Annotated in this window: 24 protein-coding genes; 10 read left to right on the top strand and 14 right to left on the bottom strand. The window is 72.0% G+C overall.

Annotation, left to right across the window (positions count from 1 at the left end; all coding sequences use genetic code 11):
• Positions 1-16 precede the first annotated feature (16 nt).
• Together HHX30_RS11170 and HHX30_RS11165 are read right to left on the bottom strand one after the other, a co-directional pair.
• Positions 17-1,147, bottom strand: a complete 1,131-nt coding sequence (locus HHX30_RS11170; protein WP_169981809.1) for a DUF4037 domain-containing protein — start codon at positions 1,145-1,147, stop codon at positions 17-19.
• Positions 1,148-1,256: 109 nt separating this feature from the next.
• Complete coding sequence (locus HHX30_RS11165) at positions 1,257-1,727, bottom strand: hypothetical protein (RefSeq protein WP_169981808.1); 471 nt, start codon at positions 1,725-1,727, stop codon at positions 1,257-1,259.
• A 129-nt stretch (positions 1,728-1,856) separates the two neighbouring features.
• On the opposite strand from HHX30_RS11165, the gene HHX30_RS11160 reads away from it, so the two are divergent.
• On the top strand, positions 1,857-2,711 hold the full coding sequence (locus tag HHX30_RS11160; RefSeq protein WP_169981807.1) for a pentapeptide repeat-containing protein: 855 nt from the start codon (positions 1,857-1,859) through the stop codon (positions 2,709-2,711).
• On the opposite strand, the gene HHX30_RS11155 is transcribed toward HHX30_RS11160, so the two are convergent.
• From HHX30_RS11155 to HHX30_RS11125, 7 genes are all read right to left on the bottom strand, one after another.
• Positions 2,677-3,072: a hypothetical protein gene (locus HHX30_RS11155; protein ID WP_169981806.1), complete on the bottom strand. Its 396-nt coding sequence runs from the start codon at positions 3,070-3,072 to the stop codon at positions 2,677-2,679. The genes HHX30_RS11160 and HHX30_RS11155 overlap by 35 nt on opposite strands.
• A gap of 41 nt (positions 3,073-3,113) precedes the next feature.
• Positions 3,114-3,311, bottom strand: coding sequence for a heavy-metal-associated domain-containing protein (locus HHX30_RS11150; RefSeq protein WP_169981805.1), 198 nt, complete (start codon positions 3,309-3,311; stop codon positions 3,114-3,116).
• A 29-nt stretch (positions 3,312-3,340) separates the two neighbouring features.
• Complete coding sequence (locus HHX30_RS11145) at positions 3,341-4,393, bottom strand: quinone-dependent dihydroorotate dehydrogenase (protein WP_169981804.1); 1,053 nt, start codon at positions 4,391-4,393, stop codon at positions 3,341-3,343.
• Positions 4,394-4,461: 68 nt separating this feature from the next.
• Positions 4,462-4,779, bottom strand: a complete 318-nt coding sequence (locus HHX30_RS11140) for an STAS domain-containing protein (protein ID WP_169981803.1) — start codon at positions 4,777-4,779, stop codon at positions 4,462-4,464.
• Between the two features lie 19 nt (positions 4,780-4,798).
• Positions 4,799-5,527, bottom strand: coding sequence for a GAF and ANTAR domain-containing protein (locus tag HHX30_RS11135; protein ID WP_169981802.1), 729 nt, complete (start codon positions 5,525-5,527; stop codon positions 4,799-4,801).
• A gap of 66 nt (positions 5,528-5,593) precedes the next feature.
• The gene (locus tag HHX30_RS11130) at positions 5,594-6,067 is read right to left on the bottom strand and encodes a GAF domain-containing protein (protein ID WP_169981801.1); all 474 of its coding nucleotides are present in this window, start codon (positions 6,065-6,067) and stop codon (positions 5,594-5,596) included.
• Between the two features lie 253 nt (positions 6,068-6,320).
• On the bottom strand, positions 6,321-6,890 hold the full coding sequence (locus HHX30_RS11125; protein WP_169981800.1) for a hypothetical protein: 570 nt from the start codon (positions 6,888-6,890) through the stop codon (positions 6,321-6,323).
• 390 nt (positions 6,891-7,280) lie between these two features.
• Between HHX30_RS11125 and HHX30_RS11120 the strand changes: the two genes are divergently transcribed.
• Positions 7,281-8,204 (top strand): TIGR03620 family F420-dependent LLM class oxidoreductase, encoded by a 924-nt coding sequence (locus HHX30_RS11120; protein ID WP_169981799.1) that lies wholly within the window; start codon positions 7,281-7,283, stop codon positions 8,202-8,204.
• A gap of 4 nt (positions 8,205-8,208) precedes the next feature.
• Positions 8,209-8,454 carry a hypothetical protein gene (locus HHX30_RS11115; RefSeq protein WP_169981798.1) on the top strand — a complete coding sequence of 82 codons (246 nt, stop codon included), beginning with the start codon at positions 8,209-8,211 and terminating at the stop codon, positions 8,452-8,454.
• 48 nt (positions 8,455-8,502) lie between these two features.
• On the opposite strand, the gene HHX30_RS11110 is transcribed toward HHX30_RS11115, so the two are convergent.
• Positions 8,503-8,901: an SRPBCC family protein gene (locus HHX30_RS11110; RefSeq protein ID WP_169981797.1), complete on the bottom strand. Its 399-nt coding sequence runs from the start codon at positions 8,899-8,901 to the stop codon at positions 8,503-8,505.
• 124 nt (positions 8,902-9,025) lie between these two features.
• On the opposite strand from HHX30_RS11110, the gene lpdA reads away from it, so the two are divergent.
• From lpdA to HHX30_RS11095, 3 genes are all read left to right on the top strand, one after another.
• Positions 9,026-10,426, top strand: coding sequence for a dihydrolipoyl dehydrogenase (lpdA, locus tag HHX30_RS11105; protein ID WP_169981796.1), 1,401 nt, complete (start codon positions 9,026-9,028; stop codon positions 10,424-10,426).
• 138 nt (positions 10,427-10,564) lie between these two features.
• A complete protein-coding gene (locus HHX30_RS11100) occupies positions 10,565-11,746 on the top strand; it encodes an FAD-dependent monooxygenase (protein ID WP_169981795.1) in 1,182 nt (393 codons plus the stop codon).
• Positions 11,747-11,904: 158 nt separating this feature from the next.
• The gene (locus HHX30_RS11095; protein WP_169981794.1) at positions 11,905-12,750 is read left to right on the top strand and encodes an HD family hydrolase; all 846 of its coding nucleotides are present in this window, start codon (positions 11,905-11,907) and stop codon (positions 12,748-12,750) included.
• A gap of 890 nt (positions 12,751-13,640) precedes the next feature.
• Here HHX30_RS11095 and HHX30_RS11090 read toward each other — a convergent pair.
• Both HHX30_RS11090 and HHX30_RS11085 read right to left on the bottom strand, forming a co-directional pair.
• On the bottom strand, positions 13,641-15,074 hold the full coding sequence (locus HHX30_RS11090; RefSeq protein WP_169981793.1) for a hypothetical protein: 1,434 nt from the start codon (positions 15,072-15,074) through the stop codon (positions 13,641-13,643).
• A gap of 195 nt (positions 15,075-15,269) precedes the next feature.
• Complete coding sequence (locus HHX30_RS11085) at positions 15,270-16,256, bottom strand: YafY family protein (RefSeq protein WP_169981792.1); 987 nt, start codon at positions 16,254-16,256, stop codon at positions 15,270-15,272.
• 55 nt (positions 16,257-16,311) lie between these two features.
• On the opposite strand from HHX30_RS11085, the gene HHX30_RS11080 reads away from it, so the two are divergent.
• Complete coding sequence (locus HHX30_RS11080) at positions 16,312-16,791, top strand: hypothetical protein (protein WP_169981791.1); 480 nt, start codon at positions 16,312-16,314, stop codon at positions 16,789-16,791.
• 116 nt (positions 16,792-16,907) lie between these two features.
• Positions 16,908-18,968: a cellulose binding domain-containing protein gene (locus tag HHX30_RS11075; protein ID WP_211591852.1), complete on the top strand. Its 2,061-nt coding sequence runs from the start codon at positions 16,908-16,910 to the stop codon at positions 18,966-18,968.
• Between the two features lie 9 nt (positions 18,969-18,977).
• On the opposite strand, the gene HHX30_RS11070 is transcribed toward HHX30_RS11075, so the two are convergent.
• On the bottom strand, positions 18,978-19,754 hold the full coding sequence (locus HHX30_RS11070; protein ID WP_169981790.1) for a class I SAM-dependent methyltransferase: 777 nt from the start codon (positions 19,752-19,754) through the stop codon (positions 18,978-18,980).
• Between the two features lie 361 nt (positions 19,755-20,115).
• A complete protein-coding gene (locus HHX30_RS11065; protein ID WP_169981789.1) occupies positions 20,116-23,715 on the bottom strand; it encodes a hydantoinase B/oxoprolinase family protein in 3,600 nt (1,199 codons plus the stop codon).
• Positions 23,716-23,925: 210 nt separating this feature from the next.
• Between HHX30_RS11065 and HHX30_RS11060 the strand changes: the two genes are divergently transcribed.
• Together HHX30_RS11060 and HHX30_RS11055 are read left to right on the top strand one after the other, a co-directional pair.
• Positions 23,926-25,236, top strand: coding sequence for an MFS transporter (locus HHX30_RS11060; protein ID WP_211591851.1), 1,311 nt, complete (start codon positions 23,926-23,928; stop codon positions 25,234-25,236).
• Positions 25,237-25,502: 266 nt separating this feature from the next.
• A complete protein-coding gene (locus HHX30_RS11055; RefSeq protein WP_169981788.1) occupies positions 25,503-26,906 on the top strand; it encodes a hypothetical protein in 1,404 nt (467 codons plus the stop codon).
• Positions 26,907-26,962 lie beyond the last annotated feature (56 nt).

The raw sequence follows: 26,962 nt of genomic DNA, 5'->3' as shown, positions 1-26,962 counted from the left end.
CAACGCCACACCGCCTTCAACGCCACACCGCCTTCAACGCCGCGCCGCGTCGGCGACGCGCCGCGTCGGCGACGCGCCGCACACGAGGCCGGTCGCACAGCACGTCGGTGCTGTCGACGTACTGGTCCACCGCGCCGATGAGAGGCAACCGCCGCACCTCCGGATCGGCGATGGTCTCCAGCAGCGCCTCGGTGAAGCGCTCGGCGCGCAGCACCAGGTACGGCCGATCGTGGTAGAGCCGGGTGCACGCATTGACGGGCGCGGTGAGGGCGAGGCCGTTGTGCAGGGCCGCGAGGGCTTCGTAGGCGGTGGCCAGGTAGCGCTCGCGGTCCCGCCAGCCGGAAGCCGACACGGCCGCCCTCAGCACCGGCGCCAGGTCCGGGCCGCACGGCAGGCCGGCGAAGGCGCTGCCCAGCCACTTGCCGTACGGCGGATAGCGGCGGTGCATGAGCAGGGCGAGGCGGACGAGGTCACGCACCAGACGGGCGCAGGTGACGGCGGAGCCCAGTTCGTCGCCGGCCTCGCCGGCTCGGCCCACGAACGCCTCCTCCTGGGCGATCCGCCGCCACTGGCAGGCCAGGACGTAGCGCCAGACGTCGCCGGGATACCAGGCGAGGCGCCGCCGGACGGGCAGGAGGAGGCCCAGGCCGTCGTGGAAGACCTCTCCCGACGTCATCTCCGCGAGCGTCTGGGTCGGCGTCGCCAGCCAGTCGGAGAGGCCGACGCCCGCGGCCGGGTCGAACCCGAGGTGCCCGGTGAGCCACGCGGTCAGATCGGCCACCACCACACCGTGCCGGCTCGGCCCGTCCGTCGCCTCCAGGCGCCGGGTTCCGTCGGCCCCGGGAGCGCCGAAGCTCGTGGGATAGCCGAGGAACCGCGGCGGCAGGCTCTCGGCGAGCGCGGCGTCCACGGCCTCGCCGTGGGCGGTGGCGTCCGCAGGGCTCAGGAACAGCTGCAGCCGCGGACCCCAGTCGTGGTCGGTGGACCGCTCGGTGTCGTACCCGAGCACCTCCGAGCCCGGACCGACGAGTGCCGCCGAGTGCGTGAGGCCGCCGAAACGCCGCGCCAGCAGCGGTGCCACCGCCTCCTCGTAGAACCGCCGTGACAGCTCCAGTCCGCGTACGTGCCCGTCTCCCACAGCCGACATCGTCCGCAGGCCGCGTCCCGGGGCGCAACCGGCTTTCCCCGGTGTGCCCCCCGCCCGGCGCCGGCGGGCGGGCCGCACTCCGTGTACCGGGATGCGGCCTACCGGGGTGTCACGTTCCGTCGAGGACCTCGGCGACGACGGCGGCGGCGATCTTCTCCGCGTCCAGGCCCTGGTGGGCGTCGATGACCTCGCGAATCCTCGTCGTGAGGAGCTGGTCGGCGTGCGCGGCGTCGCCGATGTGGCGGGCGGCCACCGCGACGGCGGCCGCGAGCTCGTAGGCCTCGTCCGGGCCGAGACCTTGGGGGTCGGTCTCCACGAGGACGCGTGCGCCGTTCTTGGGTGAGACGCGGACCTTCCACCGTCCGGAGGTGCCGGAGACCGACAGGGTGTCCTTCCGCAGGGCGGGCGGGAACAGGACGACGGCCATCCGGCCCGCCGCGGCGAGGATCCGCTCGGCGAGCCGGCGGGCGTCCTTCTTGGCGACGACGATCCTCGCGGAGCGGTTGACGATGCTCACCGAGTCACCGCTGTCCGCCACGGCGATCCGCTCGCCGTCGGCCTGGTCGTAGATGGCGCTCATGCGTGGGGGCCGCTCGCTTGGCAGTTTTGTCGGGGCGGGCTGTGATACTCCGCCCATGCATGATCTCGTACTTTCGGAGGACATGATCGCGGCGTGTCCTCCGGGCACGGGCCGTAGCGAGCGGCGGGCATGAGCACGTCCGAGCGGTTCAGCCTCCGGCCGAGCGCGGAGGAGTGGCGGCAGAACTGGATCGCCCGCGGGGAGCTGCACGACCAGCGGTTCGAGTTGCCGCCCGGCGCGTCGAGCGTGACCTTCGACCGGGCACGGCTGGTGAACGTCGACTTCTCCGGTATGCGGTTCACCGACGTCTTCGTCGACCACAGCGAGTTCGACCGCTGCGACTTCTCCGGCACCGCGTTCGACAACCTGTCGATGGGCACCGGCCTCCGGCGGACGTGGCGGGGCGGCAGGTGGCCGCAGTCGGTCTTCCGCGACTGCGTCTTCCGGCGTACGCGCTTCGCGCCGCTCACGTCCTTCGGCAACGTCCGGTTCGAACGATGCGTCTTCGACCGCTCCCGGCTGCGGCGGCAGACGTTCACGATGGAGGCCGAGTTCGTCGGCTGCGTGTTCTCCGGGCGGCTCCACGACATCAACTTCTGGGGCCGACCCATCCGGCACGAGAGCGCGCTGGGCAGGGAGCGCAACGCGTTCACCGGCAACGACTTCACCGCCGCCGAGCTGGACTACGTCGCCTTCAAGCACATCGACCTGCACGCGCAGCGCTGGCCGCCCGGCTACGCGCTCCTCGACCGCGTCGGCGCGCGGGTGACGGCGGTGCTGCCGCTCGTGGAGACCTGGCCGGACGAGAAGCACCGGGAGGAGGCCCGCCTCAGCCTGGAGTTCCTCACCGGCGGCGCCGTGAAGCACAACGACGACCACGCGGTGGTGAGCCCGCTGGACATGGGCCGCAGGCTGCCGCCCGCCCTCCGCCAGGAGCTGTTCGAGGCGCTCAGAGGCACATCCAGCGATACATGCCCTGGTTGAGCCGTACGGCCGTGCGGGCCAGGTCGCGCAGCTCCGTGACCCGCTGGATCTCGAACTCGACGAGGAGTTCCTCATCGGCGTACTCGCGCAGCCGGGCGTCGTCGACGGCGGCGAGCGCCTCGACGGTGCCGGCCGCCATGCGGTCCAAGGCCGGCCCTTCTTCGTCGTCCGCCACGACCGCCTCGGTGTCGCCGAACTCGCTGAGGTCGCGTCCGCTGAGCTCGGCGACCAGCGTGTCGAGCTCGTCGAGCCATCCCTTGCAGTCGACGTACGGCAGGCCGGCCGCCCCCGGCCCACCGGACAGGGCACGCCGGGCCGACCGGTCCGAATCAGCGGTGAAGTAGTCGACCAGGACGCCCATGCCGGACACCTTATCGATCACGACAAGGGCGCGGCCGGGGCTCAGGCGAGGGTGTAGCCGGCCTCCTCGACGGCCTTGCGCACGGCGTCGTCGGCGACGTCGCCGGAGACGTCGAGGCGGCCGCTGTCCAGGTCGACCTCGACGCCGGTGACCCCGGCGATCTCACCGACCTCCTCCTTGACCGAACTCACGCAGTGGCCGCAGGTCATGCCCTGCACGGTGTAGGTCTTCACACTCATGACGATCTCCATATCCGGGGTGAGGGAACTCATGCGGTGCGGCCGACGATCTCGCGGACCGAGCTGTAGCCGTGCCGCCGCAACCTGCAGGCGAGCTGCCGGTTGATCCGGGACGGCCACAGGGGGCCCTCGTAGATCAGGCCGGTGTATCCCTGCACGAGGGTGGCGCCGGCCAGCAGCCGCTCCCAGACGTCGTCGACGTCCTCCACGCCGCCGACGGAGACCAGCGTGAGCCGGTCGCCGGCCTTCTGGCGCAGGCGGCGCAGCACCTCCAGGGAGCGAACCTTGAGCGGCCGCCCGGACAGGCCGCCCGCCTCGGTGCTCGCGACGCCCTCGCGGCTGATCGTGGTGTTGGTCGCGATGACGCCCGCCAGCCCGAGCTCGGTGGCGAGCTCGGCCACGGCGTCCACGTCCTCGTCCGCCAGATCCGGCGCGATCTTCACGAGCAGCGGGGTGCGCCCGGCCGCCTCCTTGACCGCCGCGAGCAGCGGCCGCAGACGGTCCACGGCCTGCAGGTCGCGCAGGCCGGGGGTGTTGGGCGAGCTCACGTTGACCACGAGGTAGTCGGCGAGTGGCGCCAGCCTGCGGGCGCTGTCCACGTAGTCGCGCGCGGCCTCGGACTCGGGCACGACCTTGGTCTTGCCGATGTTGACGCCGACCACGGCCGGGATGTGCCGCACCCTGCGCAGCCGCTTGGCCGCGGCCGCCGCCCCGGCGTTGTTGAAACCCATCCGGTTGATGATCCCCCGGCTCTCCGGCAGCCGGAACAGCCGCGGCCGCGGGTTGCCGGGCTGGGCGTGCGCGGTGATCGTACCGACCTCGACGTACCCGAATCCGAGCGCCGAGAGCGGCTCGGCGCATCCGGCGTCCTTGTCGAACCCGGCGGCGAGCCCGAACGGCGAGGCGAAGTGGACGCCGAACGCCTGCACGCGCAGCGACTCCGCCCTCGGCGCGAGCAGCCGGTGCAGCAGCCGCACGAGGGGCGGGAACATCCCGAGCAGGCGGAGCAGCCTGATCGTGAGGTGGTGGACGGCCTCGGCGTCGAGGCGGCTCAGGACCTGCGTGAACACGAGTCGATACATCACGGCAAGACTATCGCCCGGTCACGGCTCGTCCGGGACCGCACGCCGGTCACGCGGCGTACGGCCGGTCAGTTGGGCCGGGGCCGGGCCTCGGCCGTGGGCTGGGGCAGCGGCACGTGTGACGCCGTACGGATCGACAGCGTCGCGTCGAAGCCCAGCAGCCGCAGCAGCCGCAGCACGAGCCGGGTGGGGCGGACGAAGGTCACACCGCCGCCCCACTCCCGCACGCACGCGTCGGCCCACAGGAGGCTCCGCGCGCCCGCGCAGTCGAGGAAGCCGACCCCGGCGAGGTCGACCTCGACGTGCCCGGGCCGGTACGTCCCCAGCGTCTGCCGCAGGCAGGCACGGAACTCCGGCACCCCCGACATGTCGAGGTCGCCGCTCACGGATACGTGGATGCCGGTTTCAGACGACGTGGTCTGGATTCGCAACATTCCTCGGGTTCTGCTCGCCCAGCAGCTCCGCCGCGAGCTCGGATACCTTCCGTCTGCTGTCCCTGGCCTGCTTGCGCAGCCCGGTGAACGCCTGTGACGCCGTCAGATCGTGCTTGCCCATGAGGTAGCCGATGGCACGCTCGATCACGACGCGGTAGTCCAGCGCGTACTGGAGCTGGTCGGCGAGCACCGCCTTCTCGTCCGCCTCCATCGACGCCACGAGGACCTGCTCGATCACGTGGGCGTACGCGTGGAGGGCCTGGGTGTCGCTCTCCTGCCACTCGTGCGGCGCGTCCTGGTAGACGTTCAGGGTGCCCACGGGCACGCCGCCGAGCCGGATCGGCACTCCCGCCACCCCGCGCACCTCGGGGTGCAGCAGTTCACGCAGGGCCGGCCACCGCCGGTCGGCACGCACGTCGGACGTCGTCACCGCGGTGTCGCCCACGTACGCAGCCACACACGGGCCCTGGCTCGTCACCGCCTGAGCACGTTCGAGGCTGCGGCCGCGTTCGTCCGTGGCGAAGAGGTAGCGGAGTGTGCGGTCCTCCTCGGCGAACATCAGGCCGGCGCCGGAGTATCCGAAAAGCCGGTCGACCACTTGGACGATGCGCTCAAGGTGGTGCACGATCCCGGTCGCCGCCCTGTCCTTCTGCAGACGTCTCAGGCTGGCGACTAGAGCCTCAGGATCGATATGGGTCATTCCGTATCCTCTCGTGAACCTCACCTCGCACCGCCGTGGCCTGTGGGAGAGGTGCCGATTCGGCCATCACAACTGCCCGAATGGGGCTCGATCAGTCCTGCTCTCGGCCAGGACCTGGAGAACGATGACCATCAGCTCGCCGAGACGGGAACCGGCCTGCGCCTCCGCGCGGTCCCAGACCCGCCCGTCGCGGGCGTAGAAGTCCAGGACGCCGATGAGTTCGCGATCCTCGATGAGCGGTACGGAGAGGACGGCCCGGACCGGCGGGGCGTGGACGGCCACGTGCGGGAACCCCATGGGGCTCGCGGCGTGCAGATCGTGGATCGCGACGAGGCCGCCGCTGGCGGCGCTCTCGATGGCGGGGCCGTCGCCCACGGACTCCTGGGCGGACTCCAGCAGTACGCCGTCGTCGTCGGTCGCCCCGACCGCGCGGAGGCGGTCCTGACCGTCGAGCAGCATCAACGCGGCGCCGTCGACCCCGAACAGGCCGGCCATGCCGGTGAGGACGTTCTCGAGAACGGATGACGCGTCCGATGCCATCGCGAGCCCACTTTCAAATGATGAAGCGGCCGCGGACACAGGGCGGAGTGGTGCTAAGCCTAGTGGGCTCCGGGCGGTTTTGACGCGCTCCTCGATCTGAAGAGCAGACGAATCCGCCCTCCAGTACGGCGGGCGGGGAGCCGTACGGGAGGGCGGATCGGTTCGAGAGGTAGTAGTGGTGAGGTCATTCGCCCCGGAAGGCGCCGGCCTCGTACTGGTCGCGGCACGGCCGCGGTCCGGGACGCCCGAGGCGTCAGCGCTTGGCCTTCTTGCCCTCGGGCGTGACGGCGTACCACTCGCCGCCGAAGTCGTGCAGGTCCTGGCCGAGCACGTCCCCGGCCTTCTGGTCCTTGGCGTAGTAGTAGAGCGGGTGCTTGTTGTAGGTCACCTGGGTGCTGCCGTCCTCCCGCCGGATCGTCCCGAGCAGGTTGGCGCGGGCGCCCGTGCCGGCCTGGGGCGCGCCCGCGGTGAGCACGGGCGGCCACGCGGCGGCGCAGGCCTGCGTGCAGGTGGCGGCGCCGCCCTTGTCCTTGGTGAACAGGTACACCGTGCGGCCGTCCACGCCGACCAGCACGCTGCCGAGCGACGTGGGCGCCGCGTCGATGCGCGCGGGCCCCGTGGGGGACGCCTGGACGGGGGAGGTCGGCGACGCCGGAACGCCCGCGGACGGCGTCGTCCCCGAGGGGCTCTCGGAGGTCTCGGGCGTCTGCGACTCGTTGAGCTGGTCGTTGGCGACGTGGCTGGCGCCCTCGTCGCCGGCACCGCCGCATCCGGCGGCCAGCAGGCTGATCGCGACCGCGCCGGCATACAGCAGTTTCCTCATGTTCGGCCTCCTGGGAAGTGAGCAATGCGGCTCCCAGGAGACACGCGGTGACGCCGGCCCCGCCGCCGGACGCGAAGATCCGGGACAGGGCTTTGCCGTTTCATGGGTTCCGCCACAACGACCTCGCCGCTCCCTCAGGACACACGAGTGACCTATGCGGATGAACCGCCGGACTCGGGGAAATCGGAGTAAGCCGCACGGCTGCGGCGGCGCGTGCCGACACGTGAACCGATCGCGAGGGAGGTGCCGAGGTCCCCGGCGCGTGCGATGCGATGCTGAGGCTGCGACGCCCGCCGGCGAAGCCGTCCGGCCCGTGGGGGACGTCCCCGGCGAACCGCCCCGCCCGATCTCACCACAACCCGACTTCACGACAGACAAGGAGCCGTCCGGATGGCCGAGCGCACGCAACCGCCCATCGTCGACGTGGCCGAGCTGAGGCGCCGCCTCGGCCGTACGGGAGTGTGGCTGTCCTCTCTGGCGGTGACCCCGGCGGCCCGGGTCAGGAAGGCCGCCGCGGAGATCGAGGAGCTCGGATACCCGGCCCTGTGGGTCGGCGAGACCCCCGCGGGTCGGGAGGCGTTCACGCACGCCGCGCTGTTGCTGTCGGCGACCGGGCGGCTGCGGGTCGCCACGGGCATCGCCAACATCTACGGCCGCGACGCCGTCGCCGCCGCCAACGGCGCCGCGACCCTGGCGGAGGCGTGGGACCGGCGGTTCGTGCTCGGCCTGGGCGTCAGTCACAAGCCCCTGGTGACCGGTCGCGGGCACGACTACTCCGCACCGCTCTCGTACATGCGGGACTACCTCGACGCGATGGACCAGACGTCCTTCGGCGCGCCGCTCGCCGAGACGCCGCCCCGGCTGCTGGCGGCGCTGCGGCGCGGGATGCTCGAACTGGCGGCCGAGCGCGCGCAGGGCGCGCACCCCTACTTCGTGCCGCCCGAGCACACCGCGAAGGCGCGCGAGATCCTGGGCCCCGCCCCGGTGCTGGCGCCCGAGCAGGCGGTGGTGGTGGAGACCGACGCAGGCCGGGCACGGGAGATCGCCCGCGAGTACACCGCCGGCTATCTGGCCCTGCCCAACTACGTGAACAACCTCCGTGAGCTCGGCTTCTCCGACGACGACTTCGCGGACGGGGGAAGCGACCGGCTCGTCGACGCGATCGTGGCCCGGGGCGAGCCGGAGGCGATCGCCGAGCGGGTACGCGCCCACCACGACGCGGGGGCGGACCACGTGTGCGTCCAGCCGCTCGCGGACTCGGTCGACGTCCAGGTCGAGCATCTGCGGCTGCTGGCCCCCGCCCTCCTGGGATGACGACGTGACCGCGGCGGATCCCGGGCGAGGGCACGGGGAGCACGGCCGGCAGGACCCTCTCGCGCCGCCGGATCCTCTCGCGCCGCCGGACCCGACGGGCCTGGAGACGTGGATACGCCAGGTGCTCGGCCTGGCCGGCGCCCGGGCTTCGGCGTTCGCCCCACCCCCGGCCCCGACCCCGCCTCCGGCCACCGGTCAGGGACCCGCGGAGGAGCCCGACGGCCCGGGCGCCGCCGGGCAGGCCCGGTAGCGACGGGCGGTCAGGCCGCCGTGCAGGGCGAGTGGATCGCCCGGGCGGTCAGGCCGCCTGGCTCACCTGCTCGGCCAGCCGTTCGAGGCTCTCGTCCAGGGCGTGCTCCACCGCCTCGGCCGGGGGTGTGTGCCCCTCGTCGAAGAAGGACAGGTGGACCGTCACGTCGCTGCTGGCGTCGTCGATGCCGGCCACCTGCAGCCATCCGGCGTACCGGTCCACGTCACGGGTGCCCCACTCCATCCGCAGCTGCTCCCGCTCGGCCCGCAGCAGCGCGCGTTCGTCCTGCCCCGTCTCGTCCTCGTGGACGGTGACCGCGGGCGGCTCCTCCGCGCGGACGTGCAGGTCGCGAGGCATCCAGAGATCGAGCTTGCCGACGTCGGACGCCTGGCGGAACACCTGGTCGGCCGGCGCGGGCATCCTGCGCGAACGCTCGAACTCACTCATGGTCCGTCACTCCTCCCTCTGGTCGACGTACGACGCCCCTACCCGCGACGGCCCGGTCCATCCGGCGCAGGGGAGGACGGACCCCGCGCGGGCCGGGCCGTCGTGGCGGCGTAGGGTCCGGTGCATGACCGATCATTACGATGTCGTGGTCCTCGGCGCCGGGCCCGGCGGGTACACCGCCGCGGTCCGCTCGGCCCAGCTCGGGCTCAGCACGGCGGTCGTCGAGGAGCGCTACTGGGGCGGCGTCTGCCTCAACGTGGGCTGCATCCCCTCGAAGGCGTTGCTGCGCAACGCCGAGCTCGCCCACATCCTGACGAACGAGACCAAGACGTTCGGCATCCGGGCGGACGGCCCGATCACCCTCGACTACGGCGCCGCCTTCCGCCGCAGCCGGCAGGTCGCGGACGGGCGGGTCAAGGGCGTCCACTACCTGATGAAGAAGAACGGCATCACCGAGTACGACGGACGCGGCGCCTTCACCGGCCCGGACACCATGGAGGTGCGCGGCGCGGACGGCTCGGTGCGCACGGTGACGTTCGACCACTGCATCATCGCGGCCGGGGCGACGACCCGCCTGCTGCCGGGCACGTCCCTGTCCGAGCGCGTGGTGACGTACGAGGAGCAGATCCTCAGCGAGACCCTGCCGGAGAGTGTGGTCATCGCGGGGGCCGGGGCCATCGGCGTCGAGTTCGCGTACGTGCTGCACAACTACGGCGTGAAGGTCACGATCGTCGAGTTCCTCGACCGGATGGTCCCGCTGGAGGACCAGGAGGTGTCGGCGGAACTGGCGCGGCGCTACCGGCGGCTCGGCATCGAGGTGCTGACCTCCACCCGGGTCGAGTCGATCGACGACAGCGGCGACAAGGTGCGGGTCACGGTCTCCAGGAACGGCGAGACCTCCGTGCTGGAGGCCGACAAGGTGCTGCAGGCCATCGGCTTCCAGCCGCGCGTCGAGGGATACGGCCTGGAGAACACCGGCGTACGGCTGACCGAGCGGGGCGCGATCGCCGTGGACGGCCGCTGCCGCACCAACGTGCCGCACATCTTCGCCATCGGGGACGTCACCGCGAAGCTCATGCTGGCCCACGCCGCCGAGTCGATGGGCGTCATCGCCGCCGAGACGATCGCGGGCGCGGAGACGATGGAGCTCGACTACGTGATGATCCCCCGGGCGACCTACTGCCAGCCGCAGATCGCGAGCTTCGGCTACACCGAGGCCCAGGCGCGCGAGCAGGGCTTCGACGTGAAGGTGGTCAAGTTCCCGTTCACGGCCAACGGCAAGGCGCACGGGCTGGGCGACCCCGGCGGGTTCGTCAAGGTCCTCAGCGACGCGAAGTACGGCGAGATCCTCGGCGCCCACCTCATCGGGCCCGAGGTGACCGAGCTGCTGCCCGAGCTGACCCTGGCTCAGCAGTGGGACCTCACGGTGCACGAGGTGGCGCGCAACGTCCACGCCCATCCGACGCTGGGCGAGGCGGTCAAGGAGGCGATCCACGGCCTGGCCGGACACATGATCAACATGTGACGGCGACGGCCGGTCAGCGCCCGGTGGGCGGGCGGTGGGCGGGCGGTGGGCGGGCGGTGGGCGATCGGTCAGCGCCGGGGCCGACGCTCCTCTCGTGGGCCGCGGCACCTCGCGGCCCCTCGATCCAGAGGAGCGCACATGAAGACCCCGTCCGTCCTGATCTCCGGCGCGAGCATCGCCGGGCCGGCCGTCGCCTACTGGCTGCGCCGGCACGGCTTCTCCCCCACCGTCGTCGAGCGGGCCCCGGCCCTGCGGGAGGGCGGCCAGGCGGTCGACTTCCGCGGGGCGGTCCACATGAACGTGCTGCGGCGGATGGGCGTCCTGGACGAGATCCGGCGCCTGCGCACCGACCCCGGCCCGCTGCGGGTGGTCGACTGGCGCGGCGACCAGGTCGTCGCGCTGCCGGCGGAGTTCGCCGGCGGCGAGATGGAGATCCTGCGCGGCGACCTCGCCCGCGTGCTGTACGACCGGACCAGGGACGACGTGGAGTACGTCTTCGGCGACTCCGTCGCGTCCCTGACCGAGACCCCGGACGGGGTGGAGGTGACCTTCGAGCGCGGGGCGCCCCGGACGTTCGACCTCGTGGTCGGCGCGGACGGCCTGCACTCGAACGTGCGGCGGCTGGCCTTCGGCCCCGAGTCCCGGTTCGTGCGGCCGTCCGGCTACCATGTCGCGATCTTCAGCGCGCCGGACCATCTCGGACTCGTCCGCGAGGCGCTGCTGTACAACGAGCCCGGCCGGGGCATATCGGCCGGGAGCACCCGTGACGCCGGCACGGCCGGGGTGATGTGCGTCTTCCGCGCCGACGGGCTGGAGTTCGACCACCGCGACGTGGCGCAGCAGAAGAAGATCCTCTTGGACGCGTTCGCGGGAGCGGGCTGGGAGACCCACCGCCTGCTCCAGGCCGTGCCCGACGCGGCCGACTTCTACTTCGACTCGATCAGCCTCGTCCACATGGACCACTACACCCACGGGCGGATCGCGCTGCTCGGCGACGCCGGCTACGGCGCCACCTGCGGCGGCATGGGGGCGGGCATGGCCGTCGTGGCCGCGTACGTGCTGGCGGGCGAGCTGGCCGCCGCCCGCGGCGACCACCGCGCCGCGTTCCCGGAGTACGAGCGACTGATCAGGGGGTTCGCCAAGGCGTGCCAGCGGGTCGCGGGCAACGCGGGCCCCTTCCTCGCCCCGCCGACACGGGGCGCGATCCGGCGGCGCAACCTGACCTACCGGATGCTCACCGCCGGGCCGCTGGCGCGGGTGCTCGACAAGATGAGCACCAAGGCGGCCACCTCGATAACGCTCCGGGATTATGCGGCCTGAAATGCGGAAATGCCGATTACCGAACACGCATTCGGCTTTCGGTGACTATTCACTAGGGAATACTTCCCGCTGCGTCGATGAATGCTCAGCTACTCTGGCGAGAAGGCCGTGCGCGAAACGCCGTGGCCGCGTACGGGCGAACAATGCGAGGCGGCCCGATGGCGAGGGACGACGCGAAAACCACCGGCCCCCGGGTCGGCGCGAGCACGCTGATGGCTCTCATGCGCGAACTGGTCTTCCCGCCGTGCGTGATCGAACGCTCCTCGGTCGTGCCGCAGGACGTCACCCGGCGCGAGAACGACGCGGAGCACTCCTTCGCCCTGGGCCTGGCCGCGGTCTGCCTCGCCCCGCTGATCGACGAGACCCTGGACCCGGGGCGAATCGCCAGGTACGCGCTGGTCCACGACCTGCCGGAGGTCCACGCGGGAGACGTGTCGGTCTACGCGGGCCCGGCGGAACGGGAGAAGAAGGCCGTACGCGAGGAGGAGGCACGGGAGATCATCACCCGCGACTTCGGCCGGACGTTTCCCTGGCTCGTCGAGGACCTGTACGGCTACAAGGCGCAGCGCGACCCGGAGAGCAGGTTCGTCTACGCGCTGGACAAGCTGCTCCCCCACGTCAACGTGCTGCTGGCCGACCATCACCCGCTGCGCCCGACCTGGGCCGCGTACAAACGCACCGAGATCACGGCCAGGCGGAAGATACGCATGAGCTGCCCGGCACTGCTGCCGTTGTTCGACGAGCTGTGCCGGGAGTTCGCGCGGCGCCCGCACCTGTTCTCCGGTGGGGTGTCACCTGCCGTGGGAGATGACGATGTTCGCGACGGCGAGCAGGGCCGCTCCGCAGACGGCGGACAGCACCCTCCAGGGCAGGTCGGCGCCCGGCCCGAGTATGGCGGGCAGGGCGACGAGGAAGGCCCCGGCGGCGCTGGCCGACACCCGCGTGAGGAGGCGCGACCGCGAGCGGCGCACGACCACGGGAAACCCGGCGCTCGTCGTCAGTGAGTCGCCCGGCGGAGCCGGGCCCGCCCGGGTGTCGACGGCCAGCCTGATCCCGACCCGCGCGAGCGCGTCGAAGCCCAGCATCTCGGGCCGCAGCCAGAACTCCACCGTGTCGTAGCGCGACGCCACGTCGTAGGAGTCGTCGGACGCGATCTTCAGGAAGGTGCCGTCGGTCGCGCAGACGAGCCGCTTCGCGGCCGGCGTGTAGCCCTCGGAGTAGAAGCTGACCCGCATCTTCACCGTGTCGCCGTCGCTCAGGTGCAGCCGTCCCTCGGCGTCGAGCGCGCCCGTCCTGTCCCCGCTCAGCAGCGGTTCCTCCGTACGGACGAAGCAGGAGGAGCGGAAGGTGGGATGCCGCGCGAGCCGCCGGGCCACCCCGAGCCACGCGGCGGGGTCGCCGTCCGGCCGCTCGTGCAGGTGGAGGTCGGGAAATCGGGTGGTGGCCGGATACCAGCGCCCGCCGTTGGCCTCCGCGAGCCTGTCCACGAACCAGCCGCCCTTGGCCCTGATCTCCGCCTCGGCCAGCGGGAACTCCTCCAGGTTCGCGTAGTCGTCCACCCTGAGCCGGAACACGGCCATGTCGGCGACGCAGGCGGTCGTCACGACCGTGGCGAAGCGCACGGGCACGACGAACGGCTCCGCCTCGGGCGATTCCCGGTCCGCCAGGAAGGCCACGAGGCAGCGCCGCCCGACGGCCGAGCCGTCCGCGATCGCCTGTTGCAGAACGCCCGCCACGTAGTCGGTCTCGTACCGGAACTGGATGATCGCCCCTCGGGGCAGGGCCAGCGCCGTCAGGACGTCCTCCGCGTACCTCCTCCTGCTGTCGGACGACAGCAGCAGCACCGAGGGCCGGACCCCGGTCATGCCGGGCGCCCTCTCCGCGACCCGCGCCCTCATCGCGGCACCTCCCGCAGGCGGTCCTCCATCGCGAGGAAACGCGGCCACACCCGGTCCTTCGGCAGCTCGTCGAGGCGCAGGCGCGTCGCGGTCTCGTACCGCAGCCCCCGCTCCGCGAGCGCCCGGTGCTCGCCCAGGATGATCGGCTCGCGTACGCCCTCCGACTGGTCGCCGGTGAGGTCGATGACGAACCGCCGCGGGTCGTGGGACGGCCCGATCTCGACCCAGCAGTGGTGGCTCACGTCCTCGGCGTCGTCGCGGCCGACCCGCAGGCGCCCGTAGCAGTACACGGGTTCGAGCAGCAGGTCGGCGCGGAGCCTGCGGGCGAGCCAGACGGAGGTGACGCCGCACTGCCCCCGGGGATCGCCCGCCGCGACCGGCGGCTCCTGATACCGCGGATGGGCCGTGCGGTCCGACCAGCAGGGCTCCAGCATGCGGCGGTATCCGTGCAGGCGGTCCGTCCACTCCGGCGCGGTGAAGTCCGCCTTGACGGGTCTCACGTGGTCGCCGCCCGAGTGGGTCCGGTGCGGCACCCTGATCAGGTCCCCGATCCCGGCGACGCACCGCTTCGCCGCCGCGGTGATGCCGAGGACCATGAGCACGTTGTCCGGGGTGTCCAGGAGTTGCGGCACCGAATCACCAGATATCCGGCGCGTCTGGAAAAGGCCTTTGTCGTCGTAGCGATAGGCCACCGGTGACAGGGCGATCGGCGTGAATCCCGACGCGAGGAACGCGGTGCCGTCGAATCCGAGCATGGGGTTGTACGCGGTGATGACATAATCCCCGGCGTTTTCCGCTCTGATCTCCCGGACCGCGCGCGCGATCGTCAGGCTCATGAGGTTCGCCGGAATTCCCGCCAGCCCGTGCATTCGTGTCAGCACCGTTATCCGGTCCGGATTCACGTCCAGTCCGTGCCCGGTGAGCGCGTCCAGGACGTACTGGCGGTCGCAGCGCGAGAAGGCGGCGTACGTGAGCGGCATCGTCGCGCCCGGCAGGAAGAGCCCGAACTGCGCGACGGTGTCGGCCCTCTCGCTGTGCAGGTAGTGCAGCCTCGACTGCACGAGATGGCCCACGCTGGGCCTGACCTCGGCGAAGCGCAGGCAGGTGCGGTAGCCGTCGGTGAACGACAGGCTCAGGTCCCGGTGCGCCTTGTTCACGTTGAGGAGGACGGAGGCATGGGCCTGGTACGCCGCGTCCTGCGCGGACTGGCGCACCTGGGCCGCCCGGACGACGGCCTGCAGCCGTATCTCCTCGTACACCTTGTCCGGAGACCAGCCGGCGATGGCCGGTCTGCTCAACCGGGGCAGGTGCAGTCTTACCTGGATCTCCAGGGTCCGGAGGTCGACTCCGACCGTCTCGGCGTCCGCGCGGATACGCGTTCCCATCGCGCCGACGAAGGTCTCGACATCCGGATCACGAAGCCCGTCCACTCGCGCGCCCTCGCTTCGCGCTTTCTCCCTTCGCGGCGTACGCGTGGTTCTGGGCACTTTTTCTCCCGCAAGTCGCGAGAAGTCTGTCAGTGACGCCGTCAAGGATAGAACTCGAACCCACCCCTGTCAGGGCGCTCGCCGAGTTGCTATCAGCTTTTGTCGGGGCTCACCTCGAATTAAGGCCGCTTTTCATCATCAAAGCCGCGAAGGCGGCAGATAGAGGCCCGCGAGAGCGTGCGCGGTCACCGCCATCTCGTGCCGCAGCTCGGCCGGTTCCAGGACCTCCACCTCGGCCCCGAGCTTGAGGAACTCCGTCCGCGCGTGCGTCACCGACTCGATGGGCACGGTGGCGGTGATCCAGCCCCGCTCGTCCGGCGGGCCCGCCGTCTCGGCCACGGCGCCGGCGACGGCCGAGCTCATGACCTCCCCGAGCCGCTCCCGGCCCCGCTCGGACAGCCGGATCACCGCGTGCCCGCGAAACAGCCGCGACCGGAAGCCGGCCAGGTGCTCGCGCCAGTGTCCCGCCAGGTCGAAGCCCTCCTGGCGCTCGAACGTCTCGCCGGTCACCGTGAGCGCGAGGATCTGGCCGACGCGGTAGGTGCGCAACGCGCCGTCGCACCGCGCCACGAGATACCACTTCCCCGCCTTCAGGACCAGCCCGTACGGCTCCAGCCTCCGCTCGACCTCGCAGGGCTCCGTCCAGCGGCGGTAGCGGACGCGGACGACCCGGGCGTTCCAGACGGCCTCGGCGACCTCCGGCAGGTGGGACGACCGGTCGCCGTCGTAGTACCAGCCGGGCGCGTCGAGATGGAAGTGCTCCCGCACGCGCCGCGCCTCCTCCCGCGGACCGGCCGGGAGCGCGGCCTCGATCTTCAACTCGGCCGCGGCCAGCAGAGCGCCGAGGCCGAGGTCCGCGGCCGGTCCCCTAAGCCCGGCCAGGAACAGCGCGCCCGCCTCCCGCTCGGTCAGGCCGGTGAGCCGGGTGCGGAAGCCGTCCATCAGGCGATAGCCGCCCTCGTGCCCGGCCTCGCCGTACAGGGGGACGCCGGCGGCGTGCAGCGACTCGACGTCCCGGTAGATCGTGCGAACGCTGACCTCCAGCTCGGCGGCGAGCTGCCGGGCCGTCATCCGGCCGCGCGACTGCAGCAACAGGAGGATCGACAGCAGCCGGGACGCGCGCACATCGCCACGATTTCACTGCCGGAGGGTGTCAGTGAAGCGGTCCTACCGTCCCGTCATGGCTTTCGCGGAGAAACTGCTGTTCGTGCCGCCCCCGATCGAGGTGGGCGGTTACCACGTCAAGCGCTACCACGTCACCGCCGACCCGGTCGGCATCGACCCCGAGGTCGAGAAGGCGGCGTACGCCGTCCTGCCCGAGCTGCTGCCCGAACCGGACGGCACGCCCCCGGCCGCCTTCGTCGTCCTGCACAGGGGTGGGGACGACGGGGCCTACATCAACGCCTACACCTGGGCGTGGGACAACGCCCTGCACTACGGCAACGCGGTGGCCGGTCAGCCCGCGCTCGGCTGCCCCGACCGGGATCCCACCCACTTCATCCGGCCGGAACGCCCGCTCATCGGCTGTGTCTGGGAGCTGCCGCCGATCCTGCACGAACGCGACGCGTGGGTGCGGCACGTGCTCGCCCCCGGCCGTCCCGACCTCGGCGCCTATCTCGCCGACACACTGCCCGAGGGCACGACGGGAGACCGCCGATGAAAGACCCACGCGCACTGATCAGGGGTGATGTTCCGCGCACTTGACCGGGAGATCATCACGGGTGATCGTCGGGGCCTGACGCCACGAACCGGTCCCCTTCGACCCCGGAGTGATCGATGCGAAGAGCCCTGGCCGTCCCGCTCGCCGCGGCCCTGGCCGCCTCCCTGCTCGCGGCGGCGGACCCCGCCCAGGATCCGCCGCCCCCGAGAAGCGACGCCGTCGAGGTCTCGGTCAACGCGCACGCCGGGCTCGGCACCGTCCACGAGGCGGCGTACGGCGCCAACGCGGCCGTCTGGGACTCCCACATGAACGACCCGGAGGTGGCGCGGCTGTACAAGCGGGCGCGCATCGCCGCGGTGCGGTACCCCGGCGGGTCGTACGGCGACCTCTACCACTGGGAGACCCACACGGTTCCGGGCGGGACCGTGGCGCCGAACACGGGATTCGACGCGTTCATGCGCACGGTCAGGAACGCCGGCGCGCAGGCCGTCGTGATCGCCAACTACGGCACCGGGACCCCGGAGGAGGCGGCCGGATGGGTCCGGTACGCCAACGTGACCAAGAAGTACGGCGTGAAGTACTGGGAGATCGGCAACGAGCTCTACGGCAACGGCTACTACGGCGCCACCTGGGAGACCGACGACCACGCGGACAAGAGCCCCGCGGCGTACGCCCGCAACACCCTGGAGTTCGTCCGCGCGATGAAGGCCGTCGATCCCACGATCAAAATCGGGGCGGTGCTCACGATCCCCGGGAGCTGGCCGGACGGCGTGGTCGCCGCCGGCGACTCGGCGAACTGGAACCACACGGTCATCCCGGCGGTGGCACCCGAGATCGACTTCTTCACCGTCCACTGGTATCCGGGCACGAGCATCCCGGACACCAGCGGCGACGTCGCCGGGCTGCTGGCCTCTCCTCCCGGGCTCGCCGAGATGCTGGCCCAGGTGCGGGCCGACGTCGCCGCCCTGGGCGGGCGCGACGTTCCGCTCGCGCTGACCGAGGTCGCCTCCAACATCGGGCGCAACACGCACGCGGCCGGGCTGTTCGCCGCCGACGCCTACCTGACCGCGCTGGAGAACGGCGTCTTCACCGTGGACTGGTTCGACACCCACAACGCGCTGGAGAAGGTCGGCACGATCGACGGCGAGACCGACTACCAGGACATCGGCTTCCTGTCACTCGGCCAGTGCGCCGACGGCGTCTGCGAGCCGCCGCTCAACACGCCGTTCCCCGCCTACCACGGCATCGAGATCCTCCAGACGGCCGCCGGGCCGGGAGACAGCCTGGTCAGGGCCGGCTCCAGCCGACCGAAGGTGGCCGTGCACGCCGTACGGCAGGCCGACGGCGACCTGGCCGTCGTGATGATCAACAAGGATCCGGGCACCGCCTATCCCGTACGGCTCCGCTACACCGGGTTCACCCCCTCCGGCCGGAGCCCGGTGACGTACACCTTCACCCGGGGGGCCACCGCGATCGTCCGGGCCGAGCAGGGCGACGCGTACACCCGGACGCTTCCGCCGTACTCGATCACGACGATGACGGTGCGGGCTGAGAAGGGCCCGAAGCCCGCACCGGCCCCGGGTACGCCGACAGCGCGCGGTGTCCCCGGCGGCATCACGGTGAGCTGGCCTCCGGCCGGTCCCACCGCGGACAGGTACGAGGTGTACCAGCAGACGGGCACGGACACCGTCCCGCTGGGCACGACCCGGGGCACCTCGCTCACGCTGCGCGGCCTGGAGCCCGGCGCCTCCTACACGGTCAACGTGCTGGCCAGGGACCGGGCCGGACGGCTGTCGCGGCCGTCCGCGCCGGTGACCTTCACCGCACCCACGCCGCAGGACAGCGCCTGCGCGGTCCGCTACCGGGTGACGCAGGGCTGGGGGCGGGGCTTCACCGCCACGGTCACCGTCACCAACCGCGGCGCGGACGACGTGTCCGACTGGTCGCTGGCGTTCCGCTTCCCGGTCGCCGGGGAACGCGTCGGCAGCGGGCAGGGCGGCACGTGGACATCTGAGGGGACATCGCAGGGACAGGACGTGCGGGTCGTTCCCAACGAGCAGACCAGGACGATCCCGGCGGGCGGATCCGTCACCCTCGGGTTCGTCGGCGCCAACGAGGGGGCCTATCCCTCCCCCACGGTCTTCCGCCTGAACGGCACGGTCTGCTCGACGCTGTAGTCGCCGGTCTCAGCGTGTGACGCGTAGTTTGGACTGCTTGTGCCGGGTCCGCTCCCAGTCGTCCATGAACCTCGCCGTGAGGCCGTACCGCTCGGCGAGGTTCACGAGCGTCTCCGTCCGGTAGTAGAAGTCCTCGCGCAGCACATGGTGCTCGGCCTTCTCCGTACGGTCGAAGGTGAAGTCGAAGAACCCGTCCGGGTGCAGGATGCGGCCGACGTGCCGGAGGCACTCGTCGATCACCTCGATCGGGCTGTGGGAGAACACGCTGTGCGCGTGGATCACGGTGAAGTGCTCGTCGGGGAGAAAGGCGAAGGTGAGGTCGTCCACCACGGTCAGGTGCGGCAGCCGTGACTGCAGCCCGCGCCGGGCGACCGTGTCCGCGGCGGCGAGCAGGATCTCGGGCGAGATGTCGACGCCGTAGTAGTGGCCCGGTTCCAGATACTCGATCAGCCGCCAGCCGAGGCGCAGGTTGCCGCAGCCGATGTCGAGGACGCGGTCGCGCGGCGTGAGGCCGTGTGCGCGCAGGTAGTCGAACTGCATCCTGCCGATCCGCAGCCAGCTCTCCCTGCCGTGGCTGCCGATCGCGCCGTCGGCGCTCATCTCCGCGATGTCGGCGCGCATGACCTCGCGGTAGTAGGACACGTGATCGGCGGTCGTCGCCCGCAGCCGCGCGTCACGGGTCATCCGCCGCAGGTGCGGCCAGACCTTGCCGGGGTGGCGCAGAGCGTAGGCCAGCTGGTAGGAGAGGCGTGACCGCCGCCGTTTCACGTAGGGCTGTCGCTGCATGGCCCCAACCGTAGGGCGGCGCACGCGAGGTCATTCGCATTCACGCGGAGCCTCAAGAAGAATTTGCCGAAACGCATTTCGAGTCCGGCGGTGGCGCTTGCGGCCTTTTGCGTGATCGGGGCGGTTTGTTGCACAGGGCCGCATCGAGCGTTTGATCTCGGCATGAAAGGCTTCGTGGCAAGCGCCTGCCATGTCAGGCGCAACCCCGCGGCTCATCGCCAGAAAAGCCGCCCGGTGTGGTTACGGCGAAAAACCGCTCGAAGCCCGCCCTCCTCGTCCTTCACGGCGAGGAGGGCGGTGCCCGTTCCGCGTTCCGCCATCCGGGCGCCCCCATCCGGGCGCCGCCGTCGGGGCGCCGCCGTCAGGGCCGGCCGTATCCCCCGCCGCCCGGCGTCTCCACCTCCAGCACGTCGCCCGGCCCCACCCGGACCGAGTCGCATCCCGCGAGACGGACCACGCTCCCGTCGGCGCGTCGCACCCGGTTGACGCCCAGCGCCCCCGGCGCGCCGCCGGCCATGCCGTAGGGGGGCACCCGGCGGTGGCCGGACAGCACGCTGACCGTCATCGGCGCCCGGAACCGGATGCGGCGCACCACCCCGTCCCCGCCCCGCCATCGTCCGGCCCCACCGCTGCCACGCCGGACGGCGAACTCCTCCAGCAGCACGGGGAACCGCCATTCCAGCACCTCGGGGTCGGTCAACCGGGAGTTGGTCATGTGGGTCTGCACCGCCGACGCCCCGTCGAAGCCGTCACCGGCGCCGGAGCCCGAGGCGACGGTCTCGTAGTACTGGTGCCGTTCGTCGCCGAAGCTGACGTTGTTCATCGTGCCCGAGCCCTCGGCCTGGACGCCCAGCGCGGCGTAGATCGCCCCGGTGATCGCCTGGGAGGTCTCGACGTTGCCCGCGACCACGGCCGCGGGATAGGCCGGGGCCAGCATCGACCCCTCCGGCACGACGATCCGCAGCGGCCGCAGGCACCCGTCGTTGAGCGGGATCTCGTCGGCCACCAGGGTGCGGAAGACGTACAGCACGGCCGCGGTGACCACGGCCGACGGCGCGTTGAGGTTGGAGTCGAGCTGGGGCGAGGTGCCGGTGAAGTCGATCGTCGCCGTACGGCGGGCGCGGTCCACCGAGACGCGCACCGCGATGACCGCGCCGCAGTCCGTCTCGTAGCGGTACCCGCCCTCGCTGAGCGCGCCGATCACCTCGCGCACCGCGCTCTCGGCGTTGTCCTGCACGTGCCGCATGTAGGCCCGCACCACGTCCAGGCCGAAGTGGCCGATCATCGCCCGGACCTCCTCGACCCCCCTGGCGTTCGCGGCGATCTGCGCGCGCAGGTCGGCCAGGTTGGTCGCCGGGTCCCTGGACGGGTACGGCGCCTCGGTGAGCAGCCGCCACGTCTCCTTCTCGCGCAGGCCGCCGCGGTCGGCCAGCAGCCGGCAGTCGAACAGCACGCCCTCCTCGTGCACGCTCCTGCTGGCCGCGGGCATGGAGCCGGGCGTGAGCCCGCCGATCTCCGCGTGGTGGCCGCGCGACGCCACGAAGAACAGGATCTCCCGGCCCGCGTCGTCGAAGACCGGGGTGACGACGGTGACGTCCGGAAGGTGGGTGCCCCCGTGGTACGGATCGTTGATCGCGTACACGTCGCCGGGCCGGATGCCGTCGCCCCGGCGGCGGACCACCTCCTTCACGCTGGCGCCCATCGAGCCGAGATGCACCGGGATGTGCGGCGCGTTGGCGATCAGGCCGCCGCCGGGGTCGAACAACGCGCAGGAGAAGTCGAGCCGCTCCCGGATGTTCACCGACTGCGCGGTGGCTCCCAGCCTGGCGCCCATCTGCTCGGCGACGGACATGAAGAGGTTGTTGAAGATCTCCAGCATGACCGGGTCGGCCTCGGTGGTCACGCCCGCGGCCTTCCGCCGCGGCCGCGCCCGCTCCAGCAGCAGGTGCCCGTACGGCGTGACCCCGGCCCGCCAGCCGTCGTCGACGACGGTGGTCGCGTCGGCCTCGGCCACGATCGCCGGACCGGTGAGCGCGTCCCCGGGACGCAGCCGTTCCCGCCGGTAGAGCGGCACCTCACGCCACGCGCCGCCCGTGTACAACCGCACGGCGTCCGCGGACGGCGGGCCGGCGGCGCCGGATCCGGGAGCGAGGTCCGCGAGGCCGGGCTGCTCGGTCAGTCCGACGGCCTCGACGGAGACCGCCTCCGCGACCAGCGGCCGGTCCATGAGGAAGGAGTACGTCCGCAGGTGGGCGGCCTCGAACGCCGACACCATCGCGTCCCGCCCGGCCAGGTCGACCTGCAGCGGCGTATCGGTGCCCTCGTACCGCAGCCGCACCCTCCTCGTCACCCGGATCCGCCCGGCCGGGACCTCCTCGTCCAGGAGCTCCCGTCGCGCCGCCGCCTCCAGGGCGTCCGCGACACCGGTCAGCCGGCGCATGGCGGCGGGCTCCAGGCGGGCCTCGACCGACTGCTCCCGCATGACGGTGGTGTCGGCCAGGCCGATGCCCAGGGCGGACAGCACGCCCGCCATCGGCGGCACCAGCACGGTGCCGATGCCGAGCGCGTCGGCGACCGCGCAGGCGTGCTGGCCTCCCGCGCCGCCGAACGTGGTGAGGGCGTACTCGCCGAGGTCACGGCCCTTCCGCACGCTGATCTGCTTGATCGCGTTGGCGATGTTCTCGACCGCGACCCGCACGTAGCCCTCGGCGACCTGCTCGGGCCCGCGCTCGTCGCCGGTCCGCCCGCGGATGTCGGCCGCCGTCTCGGCGAACCGGCGCCGCACCTCCTCGGCGTCCAGCGGCAGGTCGCCGTCCGGGCCGAACACCTTCGGGAAGTGGCCGGGCTGGATGCGCCCGAGCATGACGTTGGCGTCGGTGACGCACAGCGGCCCGCCGTTGCGGTAGCAGGCCGGGCCGGGGTCGGCGCCCGCCGAGTCCGGCCCGACCCGGTAGCGCCGGCCGTCGAAGCGCAGGATCGACCCGCCGCCCGCCGCCACCGTGTTGATGGCGATCATCGGCGCGCACAGCCGCACGCCGGCCACCTGTGTCTGGAACACCCGCTCGTACGCGCCCGCGTAGTGGGACACGTCGGTCGACGTGCCGCCCATGTCGAAGCCGATCACCTTGTCGAGACCGGCCAGCCGGGACATGCGCGCCATGCCCACGATGCCGCCGGCCGGACCGGACAGGATCGCGTCCTTGCCGCGGAAGTGCCCGGCCTCCGCCAGCCCGCCGTTCGACTGCATGAACATCAGCCGTACGCCGGGCAGTTGCCGCGCGACCGCGTCGACGTACCCGCGCAGGACGGGCGAGAGGTACGCGTCGACCACGGCGGTGTCCCCGCGCGGCACCAGCTTCATCAGCGGGCTGACCTCGCTGGAGCACGAGACCTGGGGGAAGCCGGTGCGGCGGGCCAGGTCGCCGACCACCCGCTCGTGCGCCGGGTGCAGGTGGCTGTGCAGGCAGACGACCGCGACCGCGCGGACTCCCTCCGCGCGCAGTCGCCGCAGCGCGGGTGCGAGCCCCTCGAGGTCGGGCGGCCGGATCACCGTGCCGTCGGCGGTGATCCGCTCGTCCACCTCGACCACCTGCTCGTACAGCATCTCCGGCAGCACGATCCGCCGGTCGAAGATGCGCGGCCGGTTCTGGTAGCCGATGCGCAGCGCGTCGCCGAACCCCTTCGTGATGACCAGCGCCGTGCGCTCGCCCCGGCGTTCCAGCAGCGCGTTGGTGGCGACCGTGGTGCCCATCCGCACCGACTCGATCCGCTCGACCGGGATCGGTTCCCCGGCGGCGAGGCCCAGCAGGGAGCGGATGCCCGCCACCGCCGCGTCGGGATAGCGCGCCGGATTCTCCGACAGGAGCTTGCGCGTCACCAGCCGCCCGTCCGGCCCCCGCGCGACGACGTCGGTGAACGTCCCGCCGCGGTCCACCCAGAACTGCCACCGGCCTTCGGGCATGGGACCCCCTCGCGCAGGCGCCCGTACGTCCCTTGTATCAAGGCCGCACGCCCCGGCTCCCGCGGGGGAGACCCGGGGGCGTGTTCCCCGCGTCGCTCGTCGGGGCGCCGCTGAGCCCACGCACCACACCGACACCGGATGACAGATCTATCATCAGATGGCGCTTTCCGGGACACACCGGACCGGGCGTAAGGAAAGGTGGTTCCGGCAGTGGTGTCCGTGCGGAGCGTGGAGCGCAGTGGCGGCATCGGCGCCCTCGTCACCGGCAACCTGCTCGGCGGGGTCGCGGTCGCCTCCGGCTTCGCGGTCGGCGGGCTGCTCGTGGAGCGGCTCGGCGGCACGTCCGTCGCGGGGCTGGGCCAGGCCGCGGGCGTGCTCGGCGCGGCGGTCGCCGCGGTGCCGCTGGCCGGCGTCGCGGCCCGGCACGGGCGGCGCCGCTCGCTCACCCTGGGGTACGCGATCGCCGTGCTCGGCGGCGCGCTGATCGTCACGGCCGCCGTCGTCTCCCAGCTCGTCGTGCTGCTGGCCGGGCTGGCCATGTTCGGCGTCGGCCAGGCGGTGAACCTGCAGTCCCGGTACGCCGCCGCGGACGGCGCGGCCCCCGCCGCCCGGGCCAGGACGATGTCGATCGTCATCTGGGCCACCACGATCGGGTCCGTGGCCGGCCCCAACCTCAGCGAGGTGGCCGACCGGTTCGGCAGGTGGCTCGGGCTGCCCGGCCTCGCCGGGCCCTACCTGGTCTCGGTCGTGTCCTTCGCCCTGGCGGGCGCGGTGATCGCGCTGTTCCTCCGGCCCGCCGTACGGCCGTCCGCGCCGGTCACCGGCGCGGCGGGCGACGGCCCCCGCACGGCGGGAGCGTCGACGGCGCTGCGGTGGGCGGCGGCCCATCCCGTGGCGCGGTTCGCGGTCGTGCTCGTCGCGGTCGCGCACGCGACGATGGTCATGGTCATGGTGATGACACCGCTCCACATGCAGCACCACGGCATGTCGCTGCGGCTGGTCGGCGTCGTGATCAGCCTGCACGTGCTCGGCATGTACGCCTTCAGCCCGGTCTTCGGATGGCTGGCCGACCGGCTCGGCGCGGTCCGGACCGCGTGCGCGGGAATGCTGATGCTCGTGGCGGCCGTCGCGCTCGGCTTCGTGGCCGCGTCCGCCTCCGAGGGCAGCGCGCTCACCGCGCTCGCGCTGACCGTCCTCGGCATGGGCTGGTCGGCGTCGATGATCTCCGGGTCGGCGCTGCTCACCGGCGCCGCGCCGGACCACGTACGGGTGCCGTTGCAGGGGGCCACCGACGCCGGCATGAACTACGCGGGCGCCGCGGCGGCCGCGCTGGCCGGGCCGATCCTCGCCGCCGGCGGCTTCCGCGCGGTCAACGTCGCGGCGGCGGTCATCCTGGTGCCCGCCGTCGCGGCGGCGGCCGCCGTCCTGCGCCGGGGTGGGGCGACCGCGGACGGGTCCGAGGGACGGCGGGAGCAGACCGTGGAGCGCGGCCACGCCGACACCGGCTCCGGCTCCGGCTGAACGACAAGTCCGGGCAGATCGCATCGAACAAGCGGCGCCAAACACGTGCCCCTCGTTTTTTTGCACTTTCCTTGAGGAAGGCGCACTTCAACTGGCGCGGGCGCTCCGGCGGGCCGTTGCTATGTTCCGGATACATGGTCGCCAGGAAATTCGGCGCGACCGGACGTGTGCGGAAATCTGCTTTTCGTCGCGCGTTTTTCCACCTGCATCAGCACGCTCGTGCGAACGAACGCACCCGAGAACATCCGGGCCAGTCAGGAGAACATGTGAGATTCCGTCCCTTGCGTGCGCTGACGGCGGTATCGGTCGCCGCCGTGCTCACGGCGGCGTTGGTGGCGAGCCAGGGCGCGGCGGCCGGCGTGCCGCAGGCCCATGATCCGGCGAACACACCAACGCCGATGGCGAAGCTCAGCGCGAACACCAACACTCTCTACTCGCTGCGCTGGGATGAGATCGGTCCCGACAAGAGGTCGTACCGGCAGCTCATCACCCAGTTGCGCGGTGCTCTTGCCCTGCCGAAGTCGTACCGGTACACGAACATTTCGCAACTGCTGGGCCAGCCCGGCCACATCGCCTCGAGCGGTCCCGTCGGCTGTCCCGAGGCGAAGCGTGCGCACGGCGCGCTGGGCGGCGCGTACCCGGTCCGCAGCGATTACTGGATCTGCCTCAATCCCGTGGATTCCACCACGAACAGGTGGTATCCGCAGGGAGTCAGCGGCACCTGGGACGCGACCGCGAACGGAGTCGTCGACGGGGAGCGTGCCTTCGCTTTCGGCTGGTACCGCCGGGCGAGCACGACCGACAGGACGCCCATCGCCTCCAGGGTGACGTTCCTCGACGAGCAGGCGCCGATGGGGTCCTTCGCGCACCGCTATCAGCATGTGCTGCTGGCGCTGCCGCGGTACGGGAAGAACGGGGTCACCTTCACCTCGGTGCCGACCCACGCGGGCGGCTTCGTCTGGTATCACCAGTACCTTCTGGTCGCGGACGACGGCCCGAGGCATGAGTTCAACGGGATACTCGTCTTCGACCTGCACAATTTGATCGACCTGGCGCTCAGCCCGCGCGCCGATCTGACGTCGCCGCAGGCCGCCACCCGTCCCTACGGCCTGTACAAGGGCCGGTTCTATTCCAAGGGTTACCGCTTCATCCTGCCGCTGCGCGGCATATGGCGGCCGTCGGTCGGCCCCCTCACCACGCCGCAGAAGTGCCGGGCGGGTGACCTCCACTACCCACCGTGCTACACGTACGCGGGTCTCGACAGGAGCACCTCCCCGCCGAGCTTCCTCACCGGTGAGTGGTGCACGAGCTCCGCCTGCGGCAAGGGGCGCGTGGCGCGCTTCCCGCTGTTGCCGGACAAGACCCCCTGCACCAAGGGCTGCCTGCGGACCTCCGGCGGCACGGCGAGGCCGACCTCGGTGTACACCCAGCCGGTCCGGTACGCGCAGGGCGGCGTGTCCTGGAAGGGGACGTACCAGTTCACGACGAGTCACGGAGGCGCCGCCGGACGCTTCGTGACCCGGCCGGGCGCGACGGCGGTGACTCGTCACTACGCCGGTGCGGGCGTCCAGGACCTCTACTGGAACCGTGCCACGAGCACGCCGATGCTCTGGTCCGTCACCGAGTTTCCGGGAGTGGGCAGGCGTATTCTGTACGGCGTCCGCCCCTGATCAGCACGCGGGAAGGCCCCTCTCGTCGCGTGACGAGAGGGGCCTTCCGCCGTCCC

Origin of the sequence: Microbispora sp. H10836 (assembly GCF_012999525.1) — a bacterium.
In the GTDB taxonomy this organism is placed as follows: domain Bacteria; phylum Actinomycetota; class Actinomycetes; order Streptosporangiales; family Streptosporangiaceae; genus Microbispora.
The sequence above is the reverse complement of the archived record's forward strand: the minus strand, read 5'-3'. Positions and strand labels throughout refer to the sequence as shown.